Origin of the sequence: Pseudomonas sp. DD1 (genome assembly GCF_044510355.1) — a bacterium.
GTDB lineage: Bacteria > Pseudomonadota > Gammaproteobacteria > Pseudomonadales > Pseudomonadaceae > Aquipseudomonas > Aquipseudomonas shahriarae.
On sequence record NZ_MSAJ01000029.1, the window covers coordinates 100,309 to 122,697 of the forward strand.

A 22,389-nucleotide genomic window follows, 5' to 3' on the forward strand; every position below is an offset into this window, starting at 1 on the left:
TATCGCGGGCAAGCCCGCTCCCACATTTTTATCTGCGCACGCCTTAACGTCGTGTCCTGCCTGAAAATTCTTTCTGGTTATATAAACATTCTTAAATAGTATTTTTAAGAATATCCGCGCTTATCTACTATCGCCCTCACGCCGCAAGCAGTGCCGCCACTGCCAGGCACTTCTCATTTCAGGAGCACGACCATGAGCGCATCTCTACGCAGCGTTGACGGCCAGGACGAAGCAGCCATTTTGCGCGAGATCCAAAGCGCATTGCGTGACCTGCGTTTCGGCGCAGTGGAAATCACCGTACACAACGCCCAAGTGGTGCAGATCGAACGTAAAGAGAAATTCCGCTTGCAGAGCCCGGGCAACAAAACGAGCTGAGCCAAGACGGCGCTTCGATTGCAGGACCCGTACTTATAAGAAAAGCCAACACCCAAGAATTTCAGGAGCTTGTCTATGTCGTCGATTCGCCGTTACGCCCTGGCCGCCCTGGCCAGCGCCGTGTTTGCCGGTTCCGCAGTGGCCAAGGATTACGAGCTGCTTAACGTTTCCTACGATCCGACCCGTGAGCTGTACCAGGAGTACAACGCCGAATTCACCAGTTTCTGGAAAAAGGCGCACCCTGGCGACAACGTCAAGATCCAGCAATCCCACGGTGGTTCGGGCAAGCAGGGCCGGGCGGTGATCGACGGCCTGCGCGCCGACGTGGTGACCCTGGCCCTGGCCGGCGACATCGACGAAATCGCCAAGCTGGGCAAGACCCTGCCAGAGAACTGGCAGACCCGCCTGCCTGAAGCCAGCACGCCATACACCTCGGCCATCGTGTTCCTGGTGCGCAAGGGCAACCCCAAGGGCATCAAGGACTGGGGCGACTTGATCAAGAACGACGTCTCGGTGATCACGCCGAACCCGAAAACCTCCGGCGGCGCCCGCTGGAACTTCCTCGCCGCCTGGGCCTATGGCCTCAAGGCCGGTGGCAGCGAAGCCAAGGCCCAGGAATACGTGAAAGCGCTGTTCAAGCACGTGCCGATCCTCGACACCGGTGCGCGCGGTTCGACCATCACCTTCGTCAACAACGGTCAGGGTGACGTGTTGCTGGCCTGGGAAAACGAAGCGTTCCTGGCCCTCAAGGAAGATGGCGGCGCTGACAAGTTCGACATCATCGTGCCGTCCCTGTCGATCCTCGCCGAGCCGCCCGTGGCCGTGGTCGACAAGAACGCCGAGAAAAAGGGCAACACCGAAATCGCTACGGCGTACCTCAACCACCTGTACAGCCCGGCTGGCCAGGAAATCGCGGCGAAGAACTTCTACCGCCCGCGTGACAAGGATGTGGCCGCCAAGTACGCCCAGCAGTTCCCGAAACTGGAGCTGGTGACTATCGACAAAGACTTCGGCGGCTGGAAAACTGCCCAACCGAAATTCTTCAACGACGGTGGCGTGTTCGACCAGATCTACACTGCCCAATAACCAACACGGCCTCCCTGTGGAATGCGGCTTGTGTGGGAGCGGGCTTACTCGCGAAAGCGGTATGTCAGTCACTAAATGCGTTGACTGGCACACCGCTTTCGCGAGCAAGCCCGCTCCCACATGAGTTCGTTCCTGCAGTGGTATTGAACTGTTAACCAAGGACTTTTATGTCGCGTCGTATCTCCCCCGTCATACCCGGCTTCGGGCTGACGCTGGGCTACACCTTGGTGTACCTCAGCCTGATTGTGCTCATACCGCTGGCGGCCATGTTCGTCCACGCCGCCCAACTCACCTGGGATCAGTTCTGGGCCATCATCTCGGCGCCGCGGGTCTGGGCAGCCTTGAAGTTGAGCTTCAGTACCGCCCTGTATGCCGCGCTGATCAACGGCGTGATCGGTACGCTGCTGGCGTGGGTGCTGGTGCGCTACACCTTCCCTGGGCGCAAGATCATCGACGCGATGATCGACCTGCCGTTTGCCCTGCCCACCGCCGTGGCCGGTATTGCGCTGACTGCGCTGTACGCGCCGTCCGGCCTGGTCGGCCAGTTCGCCACCGACATGGGCTTCAAGATCGCCTACACCCCACTGGGCATCACCCTGGCCCTGACCTTCGTCACGCTGCCTTTCGTGGTGCGTACGGTGCAGCCGGTGCTGGCCGATATCCCCCGGGAAATCGAAGAAGCCGCCGCCTGCCTGGGCGCCAAGCCCTGGCAGGTGTTTCGCTACATCCTCGTGCCGGCGCTGCTGCCGGCCTGGCTGACCGGGTTCGCCCTGGCGTTCGCCCGAGGTGTGGGTGAGTACGGTTCGGTGATTTTCATCGCCGGCAACATGCCGATGAAAACCGAGATCCTGCCGCTGCTGATCATGGTCAAGCTCGACCAATACGACTACACCGGCGCTACCTCCATCGGCGTGCTGATGCTGGTGGTTTCCTTTGTCCTGCTGCTGCTGATCAACTTGTTGCAGCGGCGCATCGAACACCCATAAGGAGGCGCGGAACATGTCCCAATCGTCTATTTCCGCCGCGTCTTCGGCCAATGCTGCCCGCCGTGGCAGTGCGGTGTCGCGACGCATCCTGATCGGCCTTGGCTGGCTGATCTTCGCTTTGTTCCTGCTGTTGCCGCTGTTTATCGTGGTGTCCCAGGGCCTCAAGCTCGGCCTGGGCGCATTCTTTGCCGCGATCTTTGAGCCGGACGCGCTGTCGGCCTTGAAGCTGACGGTGATTGCGGTGCTGATTTCGGTGCCGCTCAACCTGGTATTCGGCGTCAGTGCTGCCTGGTGCGTGAGCAAGTACTCATTCCGTGGCAAAAGCATGCTGGTGACCCTGATCGACCTGCCGTTCTCGGTCTCGCCGGTCATCGCCGGTCTGGTCTATGTGCTGATGTTCGGTGCCCAGGGGTTCTTCGGCCCGTGGCTGCAGGATCACGATATCCAGATCGTCTTCGCCTTGCCGGGCATCGTGCTGGCGACGATCTTCGTCACCGTGCCGTTCGTGGCCCGTGAACTGATCCCGCTGATGCAGGAGCAGGGCACCCAGGAAGAAGAAGCCGCACGCCTGCTGGGCGCCAATGGCTGGCAGATGTTCTGGCATGTCACCGTGCCCAACATCAAGTGGGGCCTGATCTACGGCGTGGTGCTGTGTACCGCGCGGGCGATGGGTGAGTTTGGCGCGGTGTCGGTGGTGTCCGGGCACATTCGCGGCGTGACCAACACCCTGCCGCTGCACGTCGAGATTCTCTACAACGAATACAACCACGTCGCCGCGTTTGCGGTGGCGAGTCTGTTGCTGATCCTGGCGCTCTTCATCCTGCTGCTCAAGCAGTGGAGCGAGAACCGTATTAACCGCCTGCGCGCCGGTGCGGCTGAGGAATAAGTCATGTCGATCGAAGTCCGTAACGTCAGCAAGAACTTCAACGCCTTCAAGGCCCTGGACAGCATCAACCTGGATATCCAGAGTGGCGAACTGGTGGCTTTGCTTGGCCCCTCCGGCTGCGGCAAGACCACCTTGCTGCGCATCATTGCCGGCCTGGAAACCCCGGATGCCGGCAGCATCGTGTTCCACGGTGAAGACGTGTCCGGCCACGATGTGCGTGATCGCAACGTCGGCTTTGTGTTCCAGCACTACGCGCTGTTCCGCCACATGACCGTTTTCGACAACGTCGCCTTCGGCCTGCGCATGAAGCCGAAGAACCAGCGCCCGAACGAAACCCAGATCGCCGCCAAGGTCCACGAACTGCTGAACATGGTGCAACTGGACTGGCTGTCGGATCGCTACCCGGAACAACTCTCCGGCGGCCAGCGCCAGCGGATCGCCCTGGCCCGTGCCCTGGCGGTGGAGCCCAAGGTACTGCTGCTCGACGAGCCTTTCGGCGCCCTGGACGCCAAGGTCCGCAAGGAACTGCGCCGCTGGCTGGCACGCCTGCACGAGGACATCAACTTGACCTCGGTGTTCGTGACCCACGACCAGGAAGAAGCCATGGAAGTTGCCGACCGCATCGTGGTGATGAACAAGGGCGTGATCGAGCAGATCGGCTCACCGGGCGACGTCTACGAAAACCCGGCCAGCGATTTCGTCTATCACTTCCTCGGCGATTCCAACCGCCTGCACCTGGGTGAAGACCAGCACCTGCTGTTCCGCCCCCACGAAGTGTCGTTGTCACGCCATGAACTGGAAGACCACCATGCTGCGCAAGTGCGCGACATCCGCCCGCTGGGCGCCACCACGCGGGTCACGCTGAAGGTCGAAGGCCAGAGCGAACTGATCGAAGCGGAAGTGGTGAAGGATCACGACAGCCTGACCGGGCTGGCGCGGGGCGAGACGTTGTTCTTCAAGCCCAAGGTCTGGCAAAAGGCTTAAAAAATTGCAAAAAATCTGTGGGAGCGGGCTTGCTCGCGAACGCGCAGTGTCAGTCACTGGATGTACCGACTGAACCACCGCTTTCGCGAGCAAGCCCGCTCCCACATTTGGATTACCGGTGCTTCTCAGACCGTGGCGTTCTTGTGACGCGCGCGCACCGGCCCCGCCCGCTCTTCAATCTGCCGCTTGAGCTCATGGCGCAACCCCAGCAGAAACGCCAGCTCCGCCACCACAAACAACGGCCCCACGATCAGCCCGGACACGTCATCGACGAACGCAGGCTTGCGCCCCTCGTAGTAGTGGCCGACAAACTGGATCACCCAGCCCAGCACAAACAGGCCGATACCACTGCTGAGCCACACCAGCGTGCTTTGCGCCGCCAGCACATGCCCGGCCCACACCGACAGGCCCATCAGCACGCTCATCAACACCCCCAGCGCCAGTTCCAGGCGCAGGTAGAACCCCGCAGAAAACAGTGCCAGCAGCACCGCCGGTGACAGCCACAGGCCGGCCACTTGCCATTCGGGGCGTGACAGCAGCACGGCGACGGCCACCACTATCATGGGGATGCCGATAAAGTGGCTGGCGATGTTGCGCGGGTCGCGGTGGTAGGCGGCGTATTGGCTCAGATGGTCGACGAGGCTTTTCATTGTTATTCCTCCTGTAGGATGCTTGATCATGCCCTGTAGGACTGCGACAAACTGTCAACTGGGCGACAATCTTTGGAGTTCTCATGGACGCAGAGTTTTGGCATGGGCGCCTGTCCAGCGGCCACTGGTACCGCCATCTGCCTGCTCCCTTGCAGCATAGCTTGCTGGCCAACGCCCGCGTGCGGCAGCTGGCGGCGGGGCAGGTGCTGTTCAAGCGCGGCGACCCACCGTGCGGCTTGTATGCGGTGCTCGATGGCAGCCTGCGCATCAGCGCGGTGAACGAGCAGGGCAAGGAAGCGTTGTTGAGCCTGGCGCAAGCGCCTTTCTGGTTTGGCGAAATCGCTGTGTTCGACGGCCTGCCACGCACCCACGACGCTTGTGCGGTCGGGCCTTGCACGCTGTTGCAGGTCCCGCAGTCGGCGATCCTGCACTTGCTTGCGCACAGCCCGGCCTATTGGCGGGACATGGCCTTGCTGATGAGCCAGAAGTTGCGGCTGACCTTTATCAATATCGAGCAGTTGAGCCTTGCGCCCGCGTCGGTGCGGGTGGCCCATCGGTTGTGGATGATTGCCGAGGGTTATGGCGAGATCGACGGCTCGCGGCGTGTGGTGCAATTGGCGCAGGAGGATTTGGCGGCGATGTTGGGTGTGTCGCGCCAGACCACCAATACGCTGCTCAAGGCGTTGCAAGAGCAGGGCGTTGTGCGGTTGGGGTATGGGGAGATTGAGATACTCGATGTGCTGCGGTTGCGGGAGATGGCGCAGGGGTAGGCGGTGCCTGTAGCGGTCCTTTCGCGAGCAAGCCCGCTCCCACATCCGACCACATTCCAAAGAATGTACTCGGTCAAATGTGGGAGCGGGCTTGCTCGCGAAAGGGCCCTCCCAGGCACTAAATAACCTCAGTCCGGCTGGCTCGACGCCAGATCATGGATCTCCCAGGATCCCTGCCCAAGTCATACAACTGTCAGGTCGCCGGCCCCAAGGGCCCGGGGATGTACACCGCCTTCCACTGCCCCTGGCGAATCGCCCGGCGCCCGAACAGCTCCCAACCGGTGACGGTGTGTTCATCGTGCACCTGGCGCGCTACGACTTCTAGCCGGGGACGGTGGCGCTGCGGTAGGTGGCCGGGCTGAAGACCCGGGTCACCACCAGCATCGCGATCACCGTCACGGCCAGCACCACCCAGGCGCTGACAAAACTGCCGGTGAGTTCGCGCAGCCAACCGGTCATCCATGGCGACACAGCATTGATCAGAAAACCCACGCCCTGCACGAATGCCGCCAGTTGCCCGGCTTCCCGTGGGTCGCGGCGATGGTCCAGGGTCAACAGCAGGCTCAGGGCAAAGCACGCCCCCAGGCCGAAGCCGATCAGCGCCACCCACAGGTGCGGGTATTGCAGCGGCGCCAGCAGCAGGCCGAGGTAGCCCACGGTCTGGGCCAGCAGGCTGATGGTCAGCAAGGGTCGGCGGTCGATACCGCGTTGCGCCAGCGCCGGCATCAACAGCGCGGCGATCACCTGGAAAATCGTCATGAACGCCAGCAGCGAGCCGCTGGGCAGCACGCCCCAACCCAGTTGCTGGTAGTACGCCGGCAGCCACGCCACCATGCTCATGTACCCGCAATTCACCAGGCCGAAATACAGCGCCAGCAACCAGGCACGGCGATTGCGCAGGCCCTTGAGCGGCGCCGTCGCCTGCAGGTTTTTCGCCGCGCCCAACGGCAGCCATGCCCACAGCAGCAACGCGCCGAGCGCCGGCAGCAGCCAGATGCCGAGGCCGGCCTGCCAGTGCTGGAAATGGCTGGCCACCAGCGGGCTGAGCAGCGCCGCCAAGCCACCGCCCCCCATCAACGAGGCCGAATACACCCCCATCGCCAGCGGCACCCGGTGGTGGAACTGGCGCTTGATCATCGCCGGCACCAGCGCCTGGATCAGCGCCACCCCGGCCCCGCCCAGCAAGGCCGTGGCCAGCAGCGCCGGTGCCTGACCCAGCAGCCAGCGCGCCAGGCACGCCAGCAGGATCATCATCAAGCCCAGGGCAATCCCGCGCCGCTCGCCCAACTGCGCTTCGACGCGGATGCCCACCAGCGCCACCAAACCCATGCACACCACCGGCAGGCTGGTGAGCAGGGCACTGCTCTGGAAACTCAAGCCGGTGGCCAGGCGGATTTCCCCGAGCAACGGGCTGATAGAGCTGAGGATCGGCCGCAGGTTGAGGCCCAGCACGACCAGCAGGCCCCAGCCGGCGAGGGATTTATTCAGGGTCATGCAGGGTCTTCCATTGGCGGTAAAGGGCTTGCATGGCCGGCACAGGCAGGTGCTCGACGGGCAGTTGCTGGGCGGTCAATGGCAGGCTCATCTGTTGGTAAATCGCTGCGGTCGACAGGCCAAAAGGTGCCGCCATTTCATTGCTCGCGGCAAACACCACGCGGGACACGCCGCACAGGTACATCGCGCCCAGGCACATCGGGCACGGCTGGCCGCTGGCGTAGATCACACAGCCTTCAAGGCGCGTACCGAACTGTTGGCTGGCGCGGCGCATGGCGAGCATCTCGGCATGGGCGGTGGGGTCCTGGTCGAGGTGGATCTGGTTGACCGCTTCCACCAGCACTGCACCGTCCTTGACCAGGACGGCGCCAAACGGCCGTCCACCCTGGGCCACGTTGTCCTGCGCCAGGGCCACGGCGCGTTGCAGCCAGGCTTGATCGCTCTGTGAACTCATTGCGCACCGGCTGCTTGCAGGCGTTGGGCGATGGCGACCTGACCACGTTTTTGCGCCTGTTGCAGTGGGCTGACGCCGTCGCGGTCGGGCAGGTTCACGTCGGCGCCGGCAGCGATCAGCATGGCGACGATTTGCTGATGCGGCGGCCCGCCGTCCGAGAGCACGATGGCTTCCATCAGGCCGGTCCAGCCCAGGCGGTTGACGTGGTTGACGTCGACTCCAGCGTCGATCAGCAGGCGCACGGTTTGCACGTGCCCGCGCTCACAGGCAGGAATGAGGGCGGTGCCACCGTAGCGATTGGTGCTCTTGAGATCGGCGCCATGGGCCAGGGTCATGGCCAGGATCTGATCGTGGCCGCTGGCGCCGGCCAGCAGGTAGGGACTGTCTTGCATCAGGTTCTTGCGGTTCACATCAGCCCCGGCTTCGATCAGGGCGCGGGCGATGTCGATGCGATTGGCCTGGGTGGCCAGCAACAGCGGGGTGCTGCCATCAATGGCGCGGACATCAAGGTCAACGCCCTTGGCCAGCAACTGTTCGACCTGTGCCAACTGCCCGCCGCGCACGGCGTCGAGCAGATCTTTATCGGCCGCCATGGCGCTACTCGCCACCATCAACCCCAGCGCCAGCACGGCGGTTTTGAAAGGAATGGGCCATGCCATGGGAACCTCGCTTCAGTGCAATGAACGCGAAGTATGGCCACCGCCTGGGGTATTCTGAAATTAAATATAACCATGTCAACCAGTGGCAAATGAGATGGTGGTGCCCATGTTCGACCCCGTGCTGTTGCGCAGTTTTGTCGCCGTCGTGGATTGCGCGAATTTCACCCGCGCCGCCGAACGCCTGCACCTCACCCAATCCACGGTCAGCCAGCAATTGCGCCGCCTGGAAGACAGTGTCGGCTGCCGCTTGCTCGACCGCGATCAGCGCCGGGTGGTGGCGACGGTCGAGGGCGAGCGTTTGCTGGCCTATGCACGGCGCATCCTGGCACTCAACGAAGAAGCCGCCGATGTGCTGATCAACCAGCAGAGCGACGGCGTGCTGCGCCTGGGCGTGCCCGAAGACTTCGCGGCCGAGCGCCTGATGCCGTTGCTCTCGGCGTTTGTCGTGGCCTATCCACGGGTGCGCCTGGAGGTCACCAGCGGCCTGGGGCCGGCGCTGCTGCGCCAGTATCGCGGCGGTGAGTTCGATGTGTTGCTGGTCAAGCAGATGGGTGACAGCGACGACTGCCTGGCCTCCTGGCCGGAGCCGTTGTGCTGGGTCGACAGCCGCCACATGCCGGCCCTGGGCCGCGACCCATTGCCCTTGGTGGCGTTCCCGGTGGGCGGTCTGTACCGCAATGAAATGCTCCAGCATCTGGAGGTCGGTGGCTGGCGCTGGCGCATTGGCTATTCCAGCGCGAGCCTGGCCGGTGTGTGTTCGGCGGTGGCGGCGGGGTTGGGCATCAGCCTGCTGCCTGAGCGAGTGGTGCAGGCCGGGCATGTGGTGCTCGGCGCCGACAGTGGTTTGCCCGCGGTGCAGGGCGTGCGGCTAGCGTTGTATGGGCGCAATGGGATGGGGGCGGCGGGGCAGAGCCTGCAGGGGCAATTGTGGGATTTATGCGAGGCCAACCCGCGCTGAGGCATGCCTTTGAGGAATATTTTGCAGGCGCGTAAAGCATCCTGAAGCCGCCGTGAAGGCATTTTAGTGGGCCTGTTGACGCTGGCGCTGCATGGCGCGGTGATCTACTGGGGCAGCCAGAGACCGGTGCCGGTACTGCCGATTGTGCCGCCGGAAGTTCCACCGATGAGCCTCGGTTTTTCCCTGCCGGCGCCGGGGTCTTCAGCCAACGCCGCGTACCTGAAGACCCCGGCTTTATTGAAGTGACTGTGTTTTTGGTTATTAATAAATATCTTCTTATTCCTTAACGAATATATGCCCCGTCCCTATACTGGTCAGCAACGTTAAACGCTGCAGGAGGGCACACCCATGCACAGCGAGTTGATCCGTTACCTGATCGTGCCGGGCTGGCAAGGATCGCCAGAAGATCATTGGCAAACCCATTGGCAGAACAGCCTGCCCAACAGCGCCCGGGTGGAGCAGGCCGACTGGTTGACCCCGCGCCGTGAAGACTGGGTGGCGGCCCTGGCCGAAGCCATTGCGGCCGACAGTACCCCGGTGATTCTTATCGCCCACAGCCTGGGTTGCATCACGGTGGCGCACTGGGCGGCCAGCGCGCCGTTGCAGTTCCTGCGCCAGGTGCGTGGGGCCTTGCTGGTGGCCCCGGCAGATGTCGAGCGCCCGGCGTGTGCGCCGGCGTTGCGCAACTTTGCACCGATTCCCCGTGACCTGCTGCCGTTTCCCAGCCAGGTCGTCAGCTCCGACAACGACAGTGCGGTCAGCGCCCCTCGGGCTCTGGAGCTGGCGCGTAACTGGGGGGCTGAAGCCGGGATTCTCGCAGGTGCCGGGCATATCAACGTGAAGTCCGGCCACCAGCGCTGGGAGCAGGGTTTCGCCTACCTCTATCGCCTGCAAAACCGTCTGGAGCATCACTCCCGACGCCGCGCCTAATACCTTTTCAACGCCCCGTCTTTTGAATGGAAACGGGGCGGGAGCCTGCCATGAGCCTGCATGAAACCTTCGGCCAGCCGTTGCTGACCTTCCCCGACGCCGAAAAAAGCCCCTTGAGCATCCGCGCCAAGGCGCTGGTATTTGTCGACCCCCGTTCCCGGCAACTGCGCGAAGACCTCGAAAGCCTGGCCCCGCGTGCCTTGCCCGTACTGATTCGCGGCGAAACCGGCAGCGGTAAAGAGCTGCTGGCGCGCCATGTCCATCGCGGCAGTGACCGCAGCGGCTTGTTTGTGTCGGTCAACTGCGGTGCGATCAGCCCGACTTATGCCGATGCCGAACTGTTCGGCTATGCCGCCGGCAGCCACAGCGGCGCGGCCAGCAGCCGGGCCGGTTGGTTCGGCTCGGCCAACGGCGGCACCTTGTACCTCGATGAGATCGGCGACTTGCCGCTGCCGATCCAGATCAAGCTGCTCGCCGCCCTGGAAAACCACGAAGTCACCCGCGTAGGGGCGCATCAACCGAGCCCGGTGGATGTGCGCCTGGTCGCCGCCACCAGCATCGACCTGGCCCAGGCCGTGGCCGTCGGCAAGTTCCACGAGCGCCTATTCCATTACCTCAGCGAAGGCCAACTGGAGCTGCCGGCGCTGCGCGAGCGCGTAGGCGACATCCTGTCCCTGGCCGAGTACTTCCTGGGCATCTACAGCCAGCGCCTGGACTTGCCGGTGCCGCTAATCAGTGAGGACGCGCAGCGGCTGCTGGAGCAACACAGCTGGCCGGGCAATACGCGGGAGCTGGAGAACGTGATCCACTTTGCGCTGCTGGTCAGCAGTGGCGATGAGATACTGCCGGAGCATCTGAACCTGCCGGTGGCGTCGGTGGCGCAGATTGAGCAGCAGGTGCGACAGATCCTGAGCAGCGGCAGCGAAGTCGAGCGCGCAGCGTTGACGCGTCTGTTTCGGGGCTTGGGCTCTGTATGAACAAAATGGAATATCAACGTGAATAAAAGGTATTGTTCGGGAATAAAAAATATCGGTATTGTCCATTCCACGCCGCGATAGCACATCGCTGGCACCCCCATAAGAAGTGGCCGTCACCGACGTCCCGGATTTTCGATTAAGGACACTGCATGAAAAAGGTTCTGTTGTTCACCGCCCTGGCGGCTGCCCTGACTGCCGGTATCGCTCAAGCCAACGAAAAACTGGTGATCGCGGCCACGCCGGTGCCGCACGCCGAGATCCTTGAGCTGATCAAGCCGACCCTGGCCAAAGAAGGCGTGGACCTGGAAATCAAGGTCTTCACCGACTACGTGCAACCGAACGTGCAAGTGGCCGAGAAGCGCCTGGACGCCAACTACTTCCAGACCCTGCCGTACCTGGAAAACTTCAACAAGGGTAAAGGCACCAACCTGGTCACCGTGATTGGCGTGCACGTAGAACCGTTTGGCGGCTACTCGAAGAAAGTCACCAAGCTTGAAGACCTGAAAGACGGCGCCACCGTGGCCATTCCCAACGAAGGCTCCAACAGCGGTCGCGCCCTGTTGCTGCTGCAAAAGGCCGGCCTGATTACCCTCAAGGACCCGAAAAACGCCCTGTCCACGCCAAAGGATATCGCCAGCAACCCGAAGAACCTGAAGTTCAAGGAGCTGGAATCGGCCCTGCTGCCGCGCGTCCTGGACCAGGTTGACCTGGACATGATCAACACCAACTACGCCCTGGAAGCCGGCCTGAACCCAGCCAAGGATGCACTGATCATTGAAGGCGCCGACTCGCCGTACGTGAACTATCTGGTGGCTCGTCCAGACAACAAGGACAGCGCCGCGATCCAGAAACTGTCCAAGGCTCTGACCAGCCCTGAAGTCAAAGCCTTCATCGAGAAGAAATACAGCGGCGCGGTCTTGCCAGCGTTCTGATTTGCCAAACCCCCTTCAAGAAATGTGGGAGCTGGCTTGCCTGCGATAGCATCACCTCGGTAATACTGATAAACCGAGGTGTCTGCATCGCAGGCAAGCCAGCTCCCACACAAGCCAGCTCCCACATTGGGTTGGTGTTATGCCTGTTAATCCCGGCGGTTGATCGCCCGCCGCAGCGCCACCAGCCACTTCACCAAGTCCTGCGGATCAATCGGTTTCGCCTCGTTCATCTGTCATTCCCTCGCTGGTTAACTGGCCCTCAGTCTGGCCATGCGCTGTCCTTCCTTGTGGTTCAGCGCTGAAAAAAGACCCTTCCTACATCCCCCAGAACAATAGCTGTCACCTGCCATCCCGGCGAATCCGCAGGTTAGCTTTTTGGGTGATATCAATATGCTATTTCGGTATTTAAATTTTTGTTTTTATACCTTTAAAGTCAGCGTCTGCCGACGTTACCGCGTCGAACCGGACTGCGTTTACGCCGCATTACCCCTGCGGCGCCCAGGACTTGAAATGACCTTAGACTACGCGTTTATCCTCAGCACCCTGCCGGCGTTTCTCAAGGCCGTGGGGGTAACCCTGCAAGTGGGCTTGATCGCCATCGGCACCTCGCTGCTGGTGGCGCTGATCAACGCGGCCCTGCTGGTGTTTCGCACGCCCTACCTGTCGCGCCTGGTGGCGCTGTATGTGGAACTGGCGCGTAATACGCCGCTGCTGATCCAGCTGTTCTTCGTGTACTTCGCCTTGCCGGCCCTGGGCTTGAATATCTCCGGGTTCTGGGCGGCGATCATCACCATGACCTTTTTGGGCGGCGCCTACCTCACCGAAGTGCTGCGCGCCGGTGTGGAAGCCGTGCCGCTGGCGCAGATCGAGTCGGGCAAGTCCATCGGCCTGTCCGACTGGCAGTTGCTGCGCCATGTGATCCTGCCCCAGGCCGGGATCCTCAGCCTGCCGGCGCTGTTCGCCAATTTCATTTTTTTGCTCAAGGAAACCACGGTGGTTTCGGCAGTGGCGGTGCCAGAGATTCTCTACACCACCAAAAGCTACATCGCCCTCTACTACAAGACTTACGAAATGCTCGCCGTGCTCACGCTGATTTGCGTGCTGCTGTTTTTGCCGCTGTCGCTGCTGCTCAGCCGTCTGGAAAGGAGGCTCCAGCATGGCCAGTTCGGGTCTTGAGTTGTTGTGGGTGTCGTTGCCGCAACTGGGCAAGGGCGCTGCGCAAACCCTGTCGATTTCATTTTTGAGCATCGCCTTCAGCACGATTGGCGGGGTGCTGTATGGGGTGCTGCGCACCTTGAATGTGCGCGCGATCAACCTGTTGCTGCGCATTTACCTGGAGTTGTTCCGCGCGATTCCCGTGCTGGTGTGGCTGTATCTGCTGTTTTTTGGCCTGCCGATTTTCACCGGCCTGAGCATCCCCAGTTTCTGGTGCGCGGTGCTGGTGTTGTCGCTGTGGGGCGCCAGTGAAGTGGGCGAAGTGGTGCGCGGGGCCTTGCATTCGCTGCCGCGCGGGCAGCGGGAGGCGGGGCTGTCGATTGGCTTGTCGGCGCCGCAGCTCTATGGCTACGTGCTGCTGCCCCAGGCGCTCAAGCGCATGACGCCGCCGACCATCAACGTCTACACGCGGATCATCAAGACCAGCTCCCTGGCGGTGCTGATCGGCGTAGTGGATGTGATCAAGGTCGGCCAGCAAATCATCGAGCGCACCTATGAGTCGGTATTGATCTATGGCGCGCTGTTCCTGTTTTTCTTCTTTATCTGCTACCCGTTGTCGGCCGCCTCCAAGGTGCTGGAACGGCGCTGGGCCCAAGCATGAGCGCATTGATCGAGTTCCAGGGTTTCAATAAATTCTTCGGCGAACAGCAGGTGCTCAATGGCATCGACCTGAGGGTGCAAAGCGGCGAAGTGCTGGTGATCCTCGGCCCCAGCGGCTGCGGCAAAAGCACCTTGCTGCGCTGCCTCAATGGCCTGGAAGTGGCCCACAGCGGCAGCCTGCGCTTTGCCGGCAAACAGCTGTTGGATAAACACACCGACTGGCGCCAGGTGCGCCAGGACGTGGGCATGGTGTTCCAGAGTTACCACCTGTTTCCCCATATGAGCGTGCTCGACAACATCCTGCTGGGCCCGCTGAAAGTACAAAAGCGCGAGCCCCGCGAAGCCCGCGAGCAAGCGCAAAAACTGCTGGAGCGGGTGGGGCTCGCCGACAAGCGCGATGCCTTCCCGCGCCAGCTCTCGGGCGGCCAGCAGCAACGCATCGCCATCGTCCGTTCGCTGTGCATGAACCCCCAGGTCATGCTGTTTGATGAAGTCACCGCCGCCCTCGACCCGGAAATGGTCAAGGAGGTGCTGGAAGTGATCCAGGGCCTGGCCCGCGATGGCATGACCCTGCTGATCGTCACCCACGAAATGGCTTTCGCCCGCGCCGTCGCCGACCGCGTGGTGTTTATGGAGGCCGGCCGCATCCTCGAACACAACACCCCCGAGGCCTTCTTTACGAACCCGCAGACCGCACGCGCGCAGCAGTTCCTCGAGAAATTCTCGTTTGTTTCAACACTGCCCAAGAAAATCAAGGAACTGGAGCTGTCATGAAAACTGCCAAGTTGTTACTGCCGCTGCTCGGCCTGGCCTTACTGGCCGGCTGCAACAAAACTGAAGAACCGGCCAAACCCGCCGCTGCCGCGCCGGCGGCGGCGGTGAGTTATATCGACAAGATCAAGGCTCGCGACAAGCTGATTGTCGGCGTGTTTACCGACAAGCCGCCGTTCGGCTTTGTCGATGAAGCCGGACGCTACGTCGGCTTCGATACCGATATCGGCCGCCGGTTTGCCAAGGACCTGCTGGGCGACGAGAGCAAGGTCGAGTTCGTGGCCGTGGAACCGGCCAGCCGCATCCCGTTCCTGCAGAGCGACAAGGTCGACCTGATCCTCGCCAACATGACCGTGACCCCGGAGCGCAAGGAAGCGGTGGAGTTCACCAACCCCAACCTGAAAGTCGCGGTCCAGGCCCTGGTGCCTAACGACAGCGTGGTCAAAAGCCTCGACGACCTGGCGACCCGCACCACCATCGTCACCACCGGCACCACTGCTGATATCTGGCTGACCAAGAACCACCCGGACTGGAAACTGCTCAAGTTCGAGAAAAACACCGAGTCGCTACAAGCCCTCTCGGCTGGGCGTGGCGATGCCTATGCCCAGGACAACCTGGTGCTGTTCAGCTGGGCCAAACAGAACCCGGGCTACCGCGTGCTCGAACAGAAACTGGGTGATGAAGCACCGATTGCGCCGGCAGTGAAGAAGGGCAATATCGAACTGCGCGACTGGGTGAATGCCGAATTGGCGAAGTTGGGCGAAGAGAAGTTCTTGCTCAAGCTGTATGACCAGTACGTGCGCAAAGAACTGAGCGATGAGACCAAGCCTGAGAGTGTGATTGTTGAAGGGGGTAAGTGGCAGGGTTGATCCCCGGCCTCTGTGCTATTTGATCTACTGCCATCGCGGGCTTGCTCGCGATGGCGGCAGTACAGACGCCGCTTACTGAGGCCAATGCCAGGCCGGCTCATCCAACACCCGCTGCCCCACAATCTGCGTCTGCCCCAGCACCTTCTCCAGCACAATCGAATTGCATCCCTCATCCTGCTGCAACGCCGCAATCAAGCGGCTGGCATGGGACACCACCCACACCTGGCAGTGCCTTGATGCCTGGATAATCAGGCGCGCCAAGGCCGGCAACAGGTCCGGGTGCAGGCTGGTTTCCGGTTCGTTGAGCACCATCATCGTCGGCGGGCGTGGCGTCAGCAGGGCGGCGATCAGCAGCAGGTAACGCAAGGTGCCGTCCGACAACTCTGCCGCCGACAGTGGCCGCAGCAAGCCCTCCTGATAAAACTCAATGGCAAAACGTCCGCCCTGCAACGGCTCGATATGCAGGCGTGCGCCGGGGAACGCATCACTCACCGCCTGCTGCAATGCCTCGGGATTGCCGATTTCGCGGATGGTCTGCAACGCGGCCGCGAGGTCGCGGCCATCGTGATGCAGCACCGGCGTGCGCGTGCCCAGTTGCGGCTGGCGCACAGGTGCATCGGCGTCGCTGCGAAAGTGATCGTAGAAGCGCCAGCCACGAATGCTTTCGCGCAGCATCAGCACTTCCGGCGAGCCGCGCAGGCTGCCGACCTGGTCGAACAGGCTGTGGTAGTTCGGTGTGTGCTGGGCCAGCACATCCCAGGCCTGCCCGTCTCGGGCGCGCACCATCGCCCCGGAGCGCTGCACCAGCAGGCTGGCCGGGCGATAGACGTGACCGGCCCAGATGCATTCCTTCTTGATCTCGGGATCGAGGGAAAAATACGACGAGCTGGGTACTGGCAAGCCCAGGGAAATCGCGTAGCTGAAATCCTCCCCGGCAAAGCCCAGGCGCAAGCGCTTGGCGCCTTGGGCCACGCTGCCTTGTACCGGGATTTCGCCATTGAGCATGCGCCGGCTGACGTTTTCGGGGCCGGCCCAGAACGTCGAATCCAGGCCCCCTTCACGGGCCAGGGCATTGATCACACCGCCCTGGGCGGTTTCTGCCAGCAGGCGCAAGGCGCGGTACAGGTTGGACTTGCCGCTGCCATTGGGGCCGGTGATCAGGTTCAGCCGATCCAGCGGTACCACCAATTTATTGATCGAGCGGTAATTGGCTACCGCTAAGGTCTTGAGCATTGAGGGCGTTCCGCGCCGGCATGGACCAACATCTTATCGTGTAGAACAGCATCATCGCAGGCCTGTAAATCACTCAGATGAAGGTGGAACCCTGAACTAAGCTCACAGTCGCATACACACTGGCACGTCAGTATTACGCGAAAGGAGTCTGCATGGGCGGTCCCACCTCAACAGTTATTTGTGGCCTTGCCCTGCTGGCATTGCTGAGCGGCTGTGGCCAGGAAAAACCTGAACCCAAGGCCCATTCCAGGGTGTTTGTGCAAACGGTGCAGCCGACCGATTTCGCCGCCGCAGTGACCCTTACCGGAGATATCCAGGCGCGGGTGCAGACCGATTTGTCGTTCCGCGTCGGCGGCAAAATTATCCAGCGCATGGTCGATGTCGGCGACCGCGTGACAGCCCGGCAAGTGCTGGCCAAGCTCGATCCCAAGGATTTGCAGACCAATGTCGATTCCGCCCAGGCCCAGGTGGTGGCGGAACAGGCACGGGTCAAACAGACGGCCGCGGCCTTTGTGCGCCAGGAAAAACTCCTGCCCAAGGGCTACACCAGTCGCAGCGAATACGACGCCGCCCAGGCTGCATTGCGCAGCAGCCAAAGTGCCCTGGCGGCCGCGCAGGCGCAGTTGGCTAACGCCCGTGAGCAACTGGGCTATACGGCGTTGATCGCCGAAGCGCCGGGGGTGATTACCGCGCGGCAGGCCGAAGTCGGCCAGGTGGTGCAGGCCACCGTGCCGATTTTCAGCCTGGCCCGTGATGGCGAGCGCGATGCGGTGTTCAACGTCTACGAATCGCTGCTGGCGGAGCCTGTGCCGGATGTACCAATCACTGTCAGCCTGCTGGACAACCCGGGCATCAAGGCCGTGGGCCGAGTGCGTGAAGTGACCCCGGCCGTCGCCGCCAACAGCGGCACGGTGCAAGTAAAGATCGCCCTGGATGCCTTGCCCAAGGGCATGCAACTGGGGTCGGTCGTCAGTGCCACTGCCAACGGGCAAGCCAAACCCAGCGTCGAGCTGCCCTGGGCGGCACTGACCAAAGACCTCAGCGAGCCTGCCGTGTGGCTGGTGGACGGTGACGGCAAGGCGCAACTGCACAAGGTCACTGTCGCGCGCTATCTGACCGGCAAAGTGATCATCAGCGATGGCCTCAAAGGCGGCGAAAAAGTCGTGGTGGCCGGCGGGCAATTGCTGCACCCAGGCATGTTGGTGGAGATCGCCCAGGCGCCGGACCAGGGCCAGGCCAGCGGAGTGCAGCCATGAAGCGCCTGACGCTGATCCTCGCCAGCAGCCTGTTGCTGATCGCCTGTTCCAAGGAAGAGCCGGCGCCGGAGCCAATAAGGCCAGTGCTCTGGGTCGAGGTGAAAGCCGAAGACCAGGAAAACCTCGGGCGCTTCGCCGGCACGATCCAGGCACGCTACGAAAGCAACCTGGGCTTCCGAGTGCCCGGTCGCATTGCCCGGCGCGCGGTGGATGTGGGCGCCGAAGTGAGCAAGGGCGCCTTGCTGGCGGTGCTTGACCCCACCGACCAGCAGAACCAGTTGCGAGCCGCCCAGGGCGACCTGGCGCGGGTCCAGGCGCAATTTATCAATGCCCAGGCCAATGCACGCCGCCAGCAGGAACTGTTCAACCGTGGCGTCGGCGCCCAGGCGCAACTGGACATTGCCCAGACCGACCTGAAAACCACCCAGGCCTCTCTCGACCAGGCCAAGGCGTCGGTGGCCCAGGCCAGGGATCAGCTCAACTACGCCGAACTGCGCACCGACCACGGCGGCATCGTGACCGCCTGGAATGCCGAAGCCGGCCAGGTGGTCAGCGCCGGCCAGCAAGTAGTGACCCTGGCCCGCCCGGATATCAAGGAAGCGGTGATCGACCTGCCGGCTGGCCTGGCCGAGCGCTTGCCGCCCGATGTGGTGTTTCTGGTAGCCAGCCAGTTGGAGCCCGGCATCAACACTACCGCCACCGTGCGCGAGATCGAGCCCCAGGCACAAAGCGCCACCCGCACCCGTCGCGCGCGCCTGACCCTGGCCCAGACGCCCCCGGCGTTCCGGTTGGGCACGGCGATCAGTGTGACCTTGAGCTCGGCCATCGCCCCACGTATCGAACTGCCCGCCAGCGCGGTGCAGGACGTCGAGGGCAAGACCCGCATCTGGGTCATGGATCTGCAGCAGCAGACCGTGCAGCCCCGTGACGTGACCCTGGTCAGCCGTGATGCCAGCAGTGTTGTGCTCAGCGGTGGGGTGCAGCCTGGCGAGCGTGTGGTCAGCGCCGGCGTCAACAGCCTCAAGCCCGGACAAAAAGTCAAAACCGACGAGGACAGCCCACGATGAAAGGGAGCTTCAACTTATCCGACTGGGCGCTCAAGCATCAGTCCTTCGTCTGGTACCTGATGTTCGTTGCGCTGCTGATGGGCGTGTTTTCCTACATGAACCTGGGGCGCGAGGAAGATCCGTCCTTCACCATCAAGACCATGGTGATCCAGACCCGCTGGCCGGGCGCGACCCAGGAAGAAACCCTCAAGCAGGTCACCGACCGCATCGAGAAAAAGCTCGAAGAGCTGGACTCGCTGGATTACGTGAAAAGCTACACCCGGCCCGGTGAGTCCACGGTTTTCGTGTTCCTCAAAGACACCACCAGCGCCAAGGCGATCCCCGAGATCTGGTACCAGGTGCGCAAGAAGGTCGACGACATTCGCGGCACCTTCCCCCAGGGTTTGCAGGGGCCGTCGTTCAACGACGAGTTCGGCGATGTATTTGGCTCGGTGTATGCCTTTACCGCCGATGGCATGTCGATGCGCCAACTGCGCGACTACGTCGAACAGGTGCGCGCCGAGATCCGGGCGGTGCCGGGGTTGGGCAAGGTCGAGATGATCGGCCAGCAGGACGAAGTGATTTACCTGAATTTTTCCACGCGCAAACTCGCCGCCCTGGGGATTGACCAACGGCAAGTGGTGCAGAGCCTTCAATCGCAGAACGCGGTGACCCCGGCCGGGGTGATCGAGGCCGGGCCGGAGCGGATTTCGGTACGCACCTCCGGGCAATTTGCCTCGGAGAAGGATCTGGCCGACGTCAACCTGCGGCTCAATGACCGCTTTTATCGCCTGGCGGATATCGCGGATATCAGCCGTGGTTATGTGGATCCGGCGCGGCCGATGTTTCGTTTCAATGGCCAGCAAGCCATCGGCCTGGCCATCGCCATGCAGAAGGGCGGCAATATCCAGGAATTCGGCAAGGCGCTCCACCAGCGTATGGATGAGCTGACTGCCGACCTGCCGGTGGGCATCGGCGTGCATAAGGTGTCGGACCAGGCCGAGGTGGTGGAAGAGGCCGTTGGTGGCTTCACCAGTGCGCTGTTCGAAGCGGTGATCATCGTGCTGGTGGTGAGCTTTATCAGCCTCGGCCTGCGCGCCGGGCTGGTGGTGGCGTGCTCGATCCCGCTGGTGCTGGCGCTGGTATTTGTCTTTATGGAGTACAGCGGCATCACCATGCAGCGGGTGTCGCTGGGCGCGTTGATCATCGCCCTCGGTTTGCTGGTGGATGACGCGATGATCACCGTGGAAATGATGATCACGCGCCTGGAAAAGGGCGAGACCCTGGAGCAGGCGGCGACCTTCGCCTACACCTCCACCGCGTTCCCGATGCTCACTGGCACCCTGGTGACCGTGGCCGGCTTCGTACCGATTGGCCTTAACGCCAGCTCGGCGGGTGAGTACACCTTTACCCTGTTTGCGGTGATTGCCGTGGCGATGCTGGTGTCGTGGGTGGTGGCCGTGTTGTTTGCGCCGGTGATCGGCGTGCATATCCTCAGCACCAAGGTCAAACCCCACAGTGACGAGCCGGGGCGGGTCGGGCGGGTGTTCAACGCCGGCATGCTGTGGGCCATGCGCAATCGCTGGTGGGCGATTGGCCTGACGGTGCTGCTGTTTGCGGCGTCGGTGTTTTCCATGCAGTTTGTGCAGAACCAGTTTTTCCCGTCGTCGGATCGCCCGGAGATCCTCGTCGACCTCAACCTGCCGCAAAACGCCTCGATCAATGAAACGCGCAAGGCCGTGGACCGGCTGGAAGCGATCATCAAGGACGACCCGGATATCGCGCGCTGGAGCACCTACATCGGCCAGGGCGCGATCCGTTTCTACCTGCCCCTGGACCAGCAACTGGAGAACCCGTACTACGCGCAGCTGGTGATCGTCAGCAAGGGCCTGGAGGAACGTGGCGCGTTGATCGAGCGCCTGCAACAGCGCTTGCGCGATGATTTCGTGGGCGTCGGCAGCTTTGTCCAACCCCTGGAAATGGGCCCGCCGGTCGGGCGGCCGATCCAGTATCGGGTGTCGGGCAAGGACATCGACCAGGTGCGTAAACACGCCATCGAACTGGCGACGTTGCTGGATAAAAACAGCCACCTGGGCGAGATCATCTATGACTGGAACGAGCCGGGCAAAGTGCTGCGGATCGATATTGCCCAGGACAAGGCGCGCCAGCTCGGGCTGTCGTCCGAAGACGTGGCGCAGTTGATGAACAGCGTGGTCAGCGGCTCGGCGGTGACCCAGGTGCACGACGATATCTACCTGATCAACGTGGTCGGCCGTGCCGAAGACGCCGAGCGCGGCACTCCGGAAACCTTGCAGAACCTGCAGATCGTCACGCCCAGCGGCACTTCGATCCCGCTATTGGCCTTTGCCACCGTGCGTTACGAGTTGGAGCAGCCGCTGGTGTGGCGTCGCGATCGCAAGCCGACCATCACCATCAAGGCCGCCGTGCGCGACGAGATGCAGCCGACCGATCTGGTCAAGCAGCTCAAGCCGGAAATCGAGAAATTCAGCGCCGGTTTGCCGGTGGGCTACACGGTCGCTACCGGCGGTACCGTGGAGGAAAGCGGCAAGGCCCAGGGCCCGATTGCCAGCGTGGTGCCGTTGATGCTGTTCTTGATGGCGACCTTCCTGATGATCCAGTTGCACAGCGTGCAGAAGATGTTCCTGGTGGCCAGCGTGGCCCCGCTGGGCCTGATTGGCGTGGTCCTGGCGCTGATTCCCACGGGTACGCCCATGGGCTTTGTGGCGATCCTGGGGATCCTCGCGCTGATCGGCATCATCATCCGCAACTCGGTGATCCTGGTGACCCAGATCGACGCCTATGAACAGGAAGGCTACACGCCATGGGACGCGGTGGTGCAGGCCACCGAGCACCGGCGCCGGCCGATCCTGCTGACGGCGGCGGCGGCCAGCCTGGGCATGATCCCCATCGCCCGGGAAGTGTTCTGGGGGCCGATGGCCTACGCGATGATTGGCGGGATCATCATCGCCACCCTGCTGACGCTGCTGTTTTTGCCGGCGTTGTATGTGGCCTGGTACAAAATCCGCGAGCCTGAGGCCGCGCCATAAGGCAAACACGCTGTTGGGCATCACTACTGTGGCGAGGGGGCTTGCCCCCGTTGGGCTGCAAAGCAGCCCCAAAACCGGCCACCTCAGTGTGTCTGATACAACCCGGTGGATCTTACAGGGGCTGCTGCGCAGCCCAACGGGGGCAAGCCCCCTCGCCACAGGGGCAGGCAGTGGGAAAACTCTCTAAATG

23 protein-coding genes and 1 pseudogene are annotated in these 22,389 nt (G+C 62.4%); 18 read left to right on the plus strand and 6 right to left on the minus strand.

The window, feature by feature from the left end:
* Nucleotides 1-192: 192 nt before the first annotated feature.
* The 5 genes from oscA to PSFL_RS16820 all read left to right on the plus strand — a co-directional run bounded on the left by oscA (nucleotide 193) and on the right by PSFL_RS16820 (nucleotide 4,317).
* Complete coding sequence (oscA, locus tag PSFL_RS16800) at nucleotides 193-375, plus strand: sulfur starvation response protein OscA (protein WP_057436988.1); 183 nt, start codon at nucleotides 193-195, stop codon at nucleotides 373-375.
* Between the two features lie 75 nt (nucleotides 376-450).
* A complete protein-coding gene (locus PSFL_RS16805) occupies nucleotides 451-1,461 on the plus strand; it encodes a sulfate ABC transporter substrate-binding protein (RefSeq protein WP_397470300.1) in 1,011 nt (336 codons plus the stop codon).
* A 167-nt stretch (nucleotides 1,462-1,628) separates the two neighbouring features.
* The gene (cysT, locus tag PSFL_RS16810) at nucleotides 1,629-2,447 is read left to right on the plus strand and encodes a sulfate ABC transporter permease subunit CysT (RefSeq protein WP_057436992.1); all 819 of its coding nucleotides are present in this window, start codon (nucleotides 1,629-1,631) and stop codon (nucleotides 2,445-2,447) included.
* Between the two features lie 13 nt (nucleotides 2,448-2,460).
* A complete protein-coding gene (cysW, locus tag PSFL_RS16815; protein WP_029299486.1) occupies nucleotides 2,461-3,333 on the plus strand; it encodes a sulfate ABC transporter permease subunit CysW in 873 nt (290 codons plus the stop codon).
* 3 nt (nucleotides 3,334-3,336) lie between these two features.
* Entirely contained in the window at nucleotides 3,337-4,317 is a 981-nt protein-coding gene (locus PSFL_RS16820) for a sulfate/molybdate ABC transporter ATP-binding protein (RefSeq protein WP_057436996.1), read from the plus strand.
* A 125-nt stretch (nucleotides 4,318-4,442) separates the two neighbouring features.
* Here PSFL_RS16820 and PSFL_RS16825 read toward each other — a convergent pair whose 3' ends face one another.
* Nucleotides 4,443-4,967 (minus strand): DUF962 domain-containing protein, encoded by a 525-nt coding sequence (locus PSFL_RS16825; protein ID WP_057957972.1) that lies wholly within the window; start codon nucleotides 4,965-4,967, stop codon nucleotides 4,443-4,445.
* Nucleotides 4,968-5,050: 83 nt separating this feature from the next.
* Here PSFL_RS16825 and PSFL_RS16830 point away from each other — a divergent pair, with 83 nt between their 5' ends.
* Entirely contained in the window at nucleotides 5,051-5,737 is a 687-nt protein-coding gene (locus PSFL_RS16830; RefSeq protein ID WP_397470301.1) for a Crp/Fnr family transcriptional regulator, read from the plus strand.
* Between the two features lie 134 nt (nucleotides 5,738-5,871).
* Here the strand turns inward: PSFL_RS16830 and PSFL_RS16835 are convergent.
* From PSFL_RS16835 to PSFL_RS16850, 4 genes and pseudogenes are all read right to left on the minus strand, one after another.
* Nucleotides 5,872-6,038: pseudogene (locus tag PSFL_RS16835) on the minus strand (arylsulfatase); the annotation flags it as partial.
* A 20-nt stretch (nucleotides 6,039-6,058) separates the two neighbouring features.
* The gene (locus PSFL_RS16840) at nucleotides 6,059-7,231 is read right to left on the minus strand and encodes a CynX/NimT family MFS transporter (RefSeq protein WP_115127135.1); all 1,173 of its coding nucleotides are present in this window, start codon (nucleotides 7,229-7,231) and stop codon (nucleotides 6,059-6,061) included.
* Entirely contained in the window at nucleotides 7,218-7,685 is a 468-nt protein-coding gene (locus PSFL_RS16845) for a nucleoside deaminase (protein WP_397470302.1), read from the minus strand. Before PSFL_RS16845 ends, PSFL_RS16840 begins: the two co-directional genes overlap by 14 nt.
* Entirely contained in the window at nucleotides 7,682-8,296 is a 615-nt protein-coding gene (locus PSFL_RS16850; protein WP_225923862.1) for an ankyrin repeat domain-containing protein, read from the minus strand. Before PSFL_RS16850 ends, PSFL_RS16845 begins: the two co-directional genes overlap by 4 nt.
* A 154-nt stretch (nucleotides 8,297-8,450) precedes the next feature.
* On the opposite strand from PSFL_RS16850, the gene PSFL_RS16855 reads away from it, so the two are divergent.
* The 9 genes from PSFL_RS16855 to PSFL_RS16895 all read left to right on the plus strand — a co-directional run bounded on the left by PSFL_RS16855 (nucleotide 8,451) and on the right by PSFL_RS16895 (nucleotide 15,596).
* Complete coding sequence (locus PSFL_RS16855) at nucleotides 8,451-9,302, plus strand: LysR family transcriptional regulator (protein WP_115129341.1); 852 nt, start codon at nucleotides 8,451-8,453, stop codon at nucleotides 9,300-9,302.
* Between the two features lie 66 nt (nucleotides 9,303-9,368).
* On the plus strand, nucleotides 9,369-9,548 hold the full coding sequence (locus PSFL_RS16860; RefSeq protein ID WP_397470303.1) for a hypothetical protein: 180 nt from the start codon (nucleotides 9,369-9,371) through the stop codon (nucleotides 9,546-9,548).
* 102 nt (nucleotides 9,549-9,650) lie between these two features.
* Entirely contained in the window at nucleotides 9,651-10,232 is a 582-nt protein-coding gene (locus tag PSFL_RS16865) for an alpha/beta hydrolase (RefSeq protein WP_032856553.1), read from the plus strand.
* A 50-nt stretch (nucleotides 10,233-10,282) separates the two neighbouring features.
* On the plus strand, nucleotides 10,283-11,209 hold the full coding sequence (locus PSFL_RS16870; protein ID WP_057957978.1) for a sigma 54-interacting transcriptional regulator: 927 nt from the start codon (nucleotides 10,283-10,285) through the stop codon (nucleotides 11,207-11,209).
* A gap of 149 nt (nucleotides 11,210-11,358) precedes the next feature.
* A complete protein-coding gene (locus PSFL_RS16875) occupies nucleotides 11,359-12,141 on the plus strand; it encodes a MetQ/NlpA family ABC transporter substrate-binding protein (RefSeq protein ID WP_057437018.1) in 783 nt (260 codons plus the stop codon).
* A 510-nt stretch (nucleotides 12,142-12,651) separates the two neighbouring features.
* Nucleotides 12,652-13,317, plus strand: a complete 666-nt coding sequence (locus PSFL_RS16880) for an amino acid ABC transporter permease (protein ID WP_057437020.1) — start codon at nucleotides 12,652-12,654, stop codon at nucleotides 13,315-13,317.
* The gene (locus PSFL_RS16885; protein ID WP_057437022.1) at nucleotides 13,298-13,957 is read left to right on the plus strand and encodes an amino acid ABC transporter permease; all 660 of its coding nucleotides are present in this window, start codon (nucleotides 13,298-13,300) and stop codon (nucleotides 13,955-13,957) included. The genes PSFL_RS16880 and PSFL_RS16885 overlap by 20 nt, the downstream gene beginning before the upstream one ends.
* Nucleotides 13,954-14,730 (plus strand): amino acid ABC transporter ATP-binding protein, encoded by a 777-nt coding sequence (locus PSFL_RS16890; RefSeq protein WP_115127139.1) that lies wholly within the window; start codon nucleotides 13,954-13,956, stop codon nucleotides 14,728-14,730. The genes PSFL_RS16885 and PSFL_RS16890 overlap by 4 nt, the downstream gene beginning before the upstream one ends.
* Nucleotides 14,727-15,596, plus strand: coding sequence for a transporter substrate-binding domain-containing protein (locus tag PSFL_RS16895; protein ID WP_397470304.1), 870 nt, complete (start codon nucleotides 14,727-14,729; stop codon nucleotides 15,594-15,596). The genes PSFL_RS16890 and PSFL_RS16895 overlap by 4 nt, the downstream gene beginning before the upstream one ends.
* Before the next feature lie 72 nt (nucleotides 15,597-15,668).
* Here PSFL_RS16895 and PSFL_RS16900 read toward each other — a convergent pair whose 3' ends face one another.
* The gene (locus tag PSFL_RS16900) at nucleotides 15,669-16,829 is read right to left on the minus strand and encodes an AAA family ATPase (RefSeq protein ID WP_115127140.1); all 1,161 of its coding nucleotides are present in this window, start codon (nucleotides 16,827-16,829) and stop codon (nucleotides 15,669-15,671) included.
* Nucleotides 16,830-16,981: 152 nt separating this feature from the next.
* On the opposite strand from PSFL_RS16900, the gene PSFL_RS16905 reads away from it, so the two are divergent.
* Genes PSFL_RS16905 through PSFL_RS16915 form a run of 3 tightly spaced genes read left to right on the plus strand, consistent with a single transcriptional unit; the run spans nucleotide 16,982 to nucleotide 22,199 of the window.
* Nucleotides 16,982-18,085, plus strand: coding sequence for an efflux RND transporter periplasmic adaptor subunit (locus PSFL_RS16905; RefSeq protein WP_397470305.1), 1,104 nt, complete (start codon nucleotides 16,982-16,984; stop codon nucleotides 18,083-18,085).
* The gene (locus PSFL_RS16910) at nucleotides 18,082-19,152 is read left to right on the plus strand and encodes an efflux RND transporter periplasmic adaptor subunit (RefSeq protein ID WP_169990527.1); all 1,071 of its coding nucleotides are present in this window, start codon (nucleotides 18,082-18,084) and stop codon (nucleotides 19,150-19,152) included. The genes PSFL_RS16905 and PSFL_RS16910 overlap by 4 nt, the downstream gene beginning before the upstream one ends.
* Complete coding sequence (locus PSFL_RS16915; RefSeq protein ID WP_120731218.1) at nucleotides 19,149-22,199, plus strand: efflux RND transporter permease subunit; 3,051 nt, start codon at nucleotides 19,149-19,151, stop codon at nucleotides 22,197-22,199. The genes PSFL_RS16910 and PSFL_RS16915 overlap by 4 nt, the downstream gene beginning before the upstream one ends.
* The last annotated feature ends 190 nt before the right edge of the window (nucleotides 22,200-22,389 follow it).

What these genes read in the sequence shown, in the direction of transcription:
- PSFL_RS16830 (WP_397470301.1), top strand. Translation starts at nt 5,051, where the DNA reads ATGGACGCAGAGTTTTGGCATGGGCGCCTGTCCAGCGGCCACTGGTAC.
- PSFL_RS16885 (WP_057437022.1), top strand. Translation starts at nt 13,298, where the DNA reads ATGGCCAGTTCGGGTCTTGAGTTGTTGTGGGTGTCGTTGCCGCAACTG.
- PSFL_RS16850 (WP_225923862.1), bottom strand. Translation starts at nt 8,296, where the DNA reads ATGGTGGCGAGTAGCGCCATGGCGGCCGATAAAGATCTGCTCGACGCC.
- PSFL_RS16875 (WP_057437018.1), top strand. Translation starts at nt 11,359, where the DNA reads ATGAAAAAGGTTCTGTTGTTCACCGCCCTGGCGGCTGCCCTGACTGCC.
- PSFL_RS16805 (WP_397470300.1), top strand. Translation starts at nt 451, where the DNA reads ATGTCGTCGATTCGCCGTTACGCCCTGGCCGCCCTGGCCAGCGCCGTG.
- PSFL_RS16905 (WP_397470305.1), top strand. Translation starts at nt 16,982, where the DNA reads ATGGGCGGTCCCACCTCAACAGTTATTTGTGGCCTTGCCCTGCTGGCA.
- PSFL_RS16855 (WP_115129341.1), top strand. Translation starts at nt 8,451, where the DNA reads ATGTTCGACCCCGTGCTGTTGCGCAGTTTTGTCGCCGTCGTGGATTGC.
- PSFL_RS16845 (WP_397470302.1), bottom strand. Translation starts at nt 7,685, where the DNA reads ATGAGTTCACAGAGCGATCAAGCCTGGCTGCAACGCGCCGTGGCCCTG.
- PSFL_RS16910 (WP_169990527.1), top strand. Translation starts at nt 18,082, where the DNA reads ATGAAGCGCCTGACGCTGATCCTCGCCAGCAGCCTGTTGCTGATCGCC.
- PSFL_RS16820 (WP_057436996.1), top strand. Translation starts at nt 3,337, where the DNA reads ATGTCGATCGAAGTCCGTAACGTCAGCAAGAACTTCAACGCCTTCAAG.
- PSFL_RS16880 (WP_057437020.1), top strand. Translation starts at nt 12,652, where the DNA reads ATGACCTTAGACTACGCGTTTATCCTCAGCACCCTGCCGGCGTTTCTC.
- cysW (WP_029299486.1), top strand. Translation starts at nt 2,461, where the DNA reads ATGTCCCAATCGTCTATTTCCGCCGCGTCTTCGGCCAATGCTGCCCGC.
- PSFL_RS16840 (WP_115127135.1), bottom strand. Translation starts at nt 7,231, where the DNA reads ATGACCCTGAATAAATCCCTCGCCGGCTGGGGCCTGCTGGTCGTGCTG.
- PSFL_RS16825 (WP_057957972.1), bottom strand. Translation starts at nt 4,967, where the DNA reads ATGAAAAGCCTCGTCGACCATCTGAGCCAATACGCCGCCTACCACCGC.
- PSFL_RS16870 (WP_057957978.1), top strand. Translation starts at nt 10,283, where the DNA reads ATGAGCCTGCATGAAACCTTCGGCCAGCCGTTGCTGACCTTCCCCGAC.
- PSFL_RS16865 (WP_032856553.1), top strand. Translation starts at nt 9,651, where the DNA reads ATGCACAGCGAGTTGATCCGTTACCTGATCGTGCCGGGCTGGCAAGGA.
- PSFL_RS16900 (WP_115127140.1), bottom strand. Translation starts at nt 16,829, where the DNA reads ATGCTCAAGACCTTAGCGGTAGCCAATTACCGCTCGATCAATAAATTG.
- PSFL_RS16895 (WP_397470304.1), top strand. Translation starts at nt 14,727, where the DNA reads ATGAAAACTGCCAAGTTGTTACTGCCGCTGCTCGGCCTGGCCTTACTG.
- cysT (WP_057436992.1), top strand. Translation starts at nt 1,629, where the DNA reads ATGTCGCGTCGTATCTCCCCCGTCATACCCGGCTTCGGGCTGACGCTG.
- oscA (WP_057436988.1), top strand. Translation starts at nt 193, where the DNA reads ATGAGCGCATCTCTACGCAGCGTTGACGGCCAGGACGAAGCAGCCATT.
- PSFL_RS16915 (WP_120731218.1), top strand. Translation starts at nt 19,149, where the DNA reads ATGAAAGGGAGCTTCAACTTATCCGACTGGGCGCTCAAGCATCAGTCC.
- PSFL_RS16890 (WP_115127139.1), top strand. Translation starts at nt 13,954, where the DNA reads ATGAGCGCATTGATCGAGTTCCAGGGTTTCAATAAATTCTTCGGCGAA.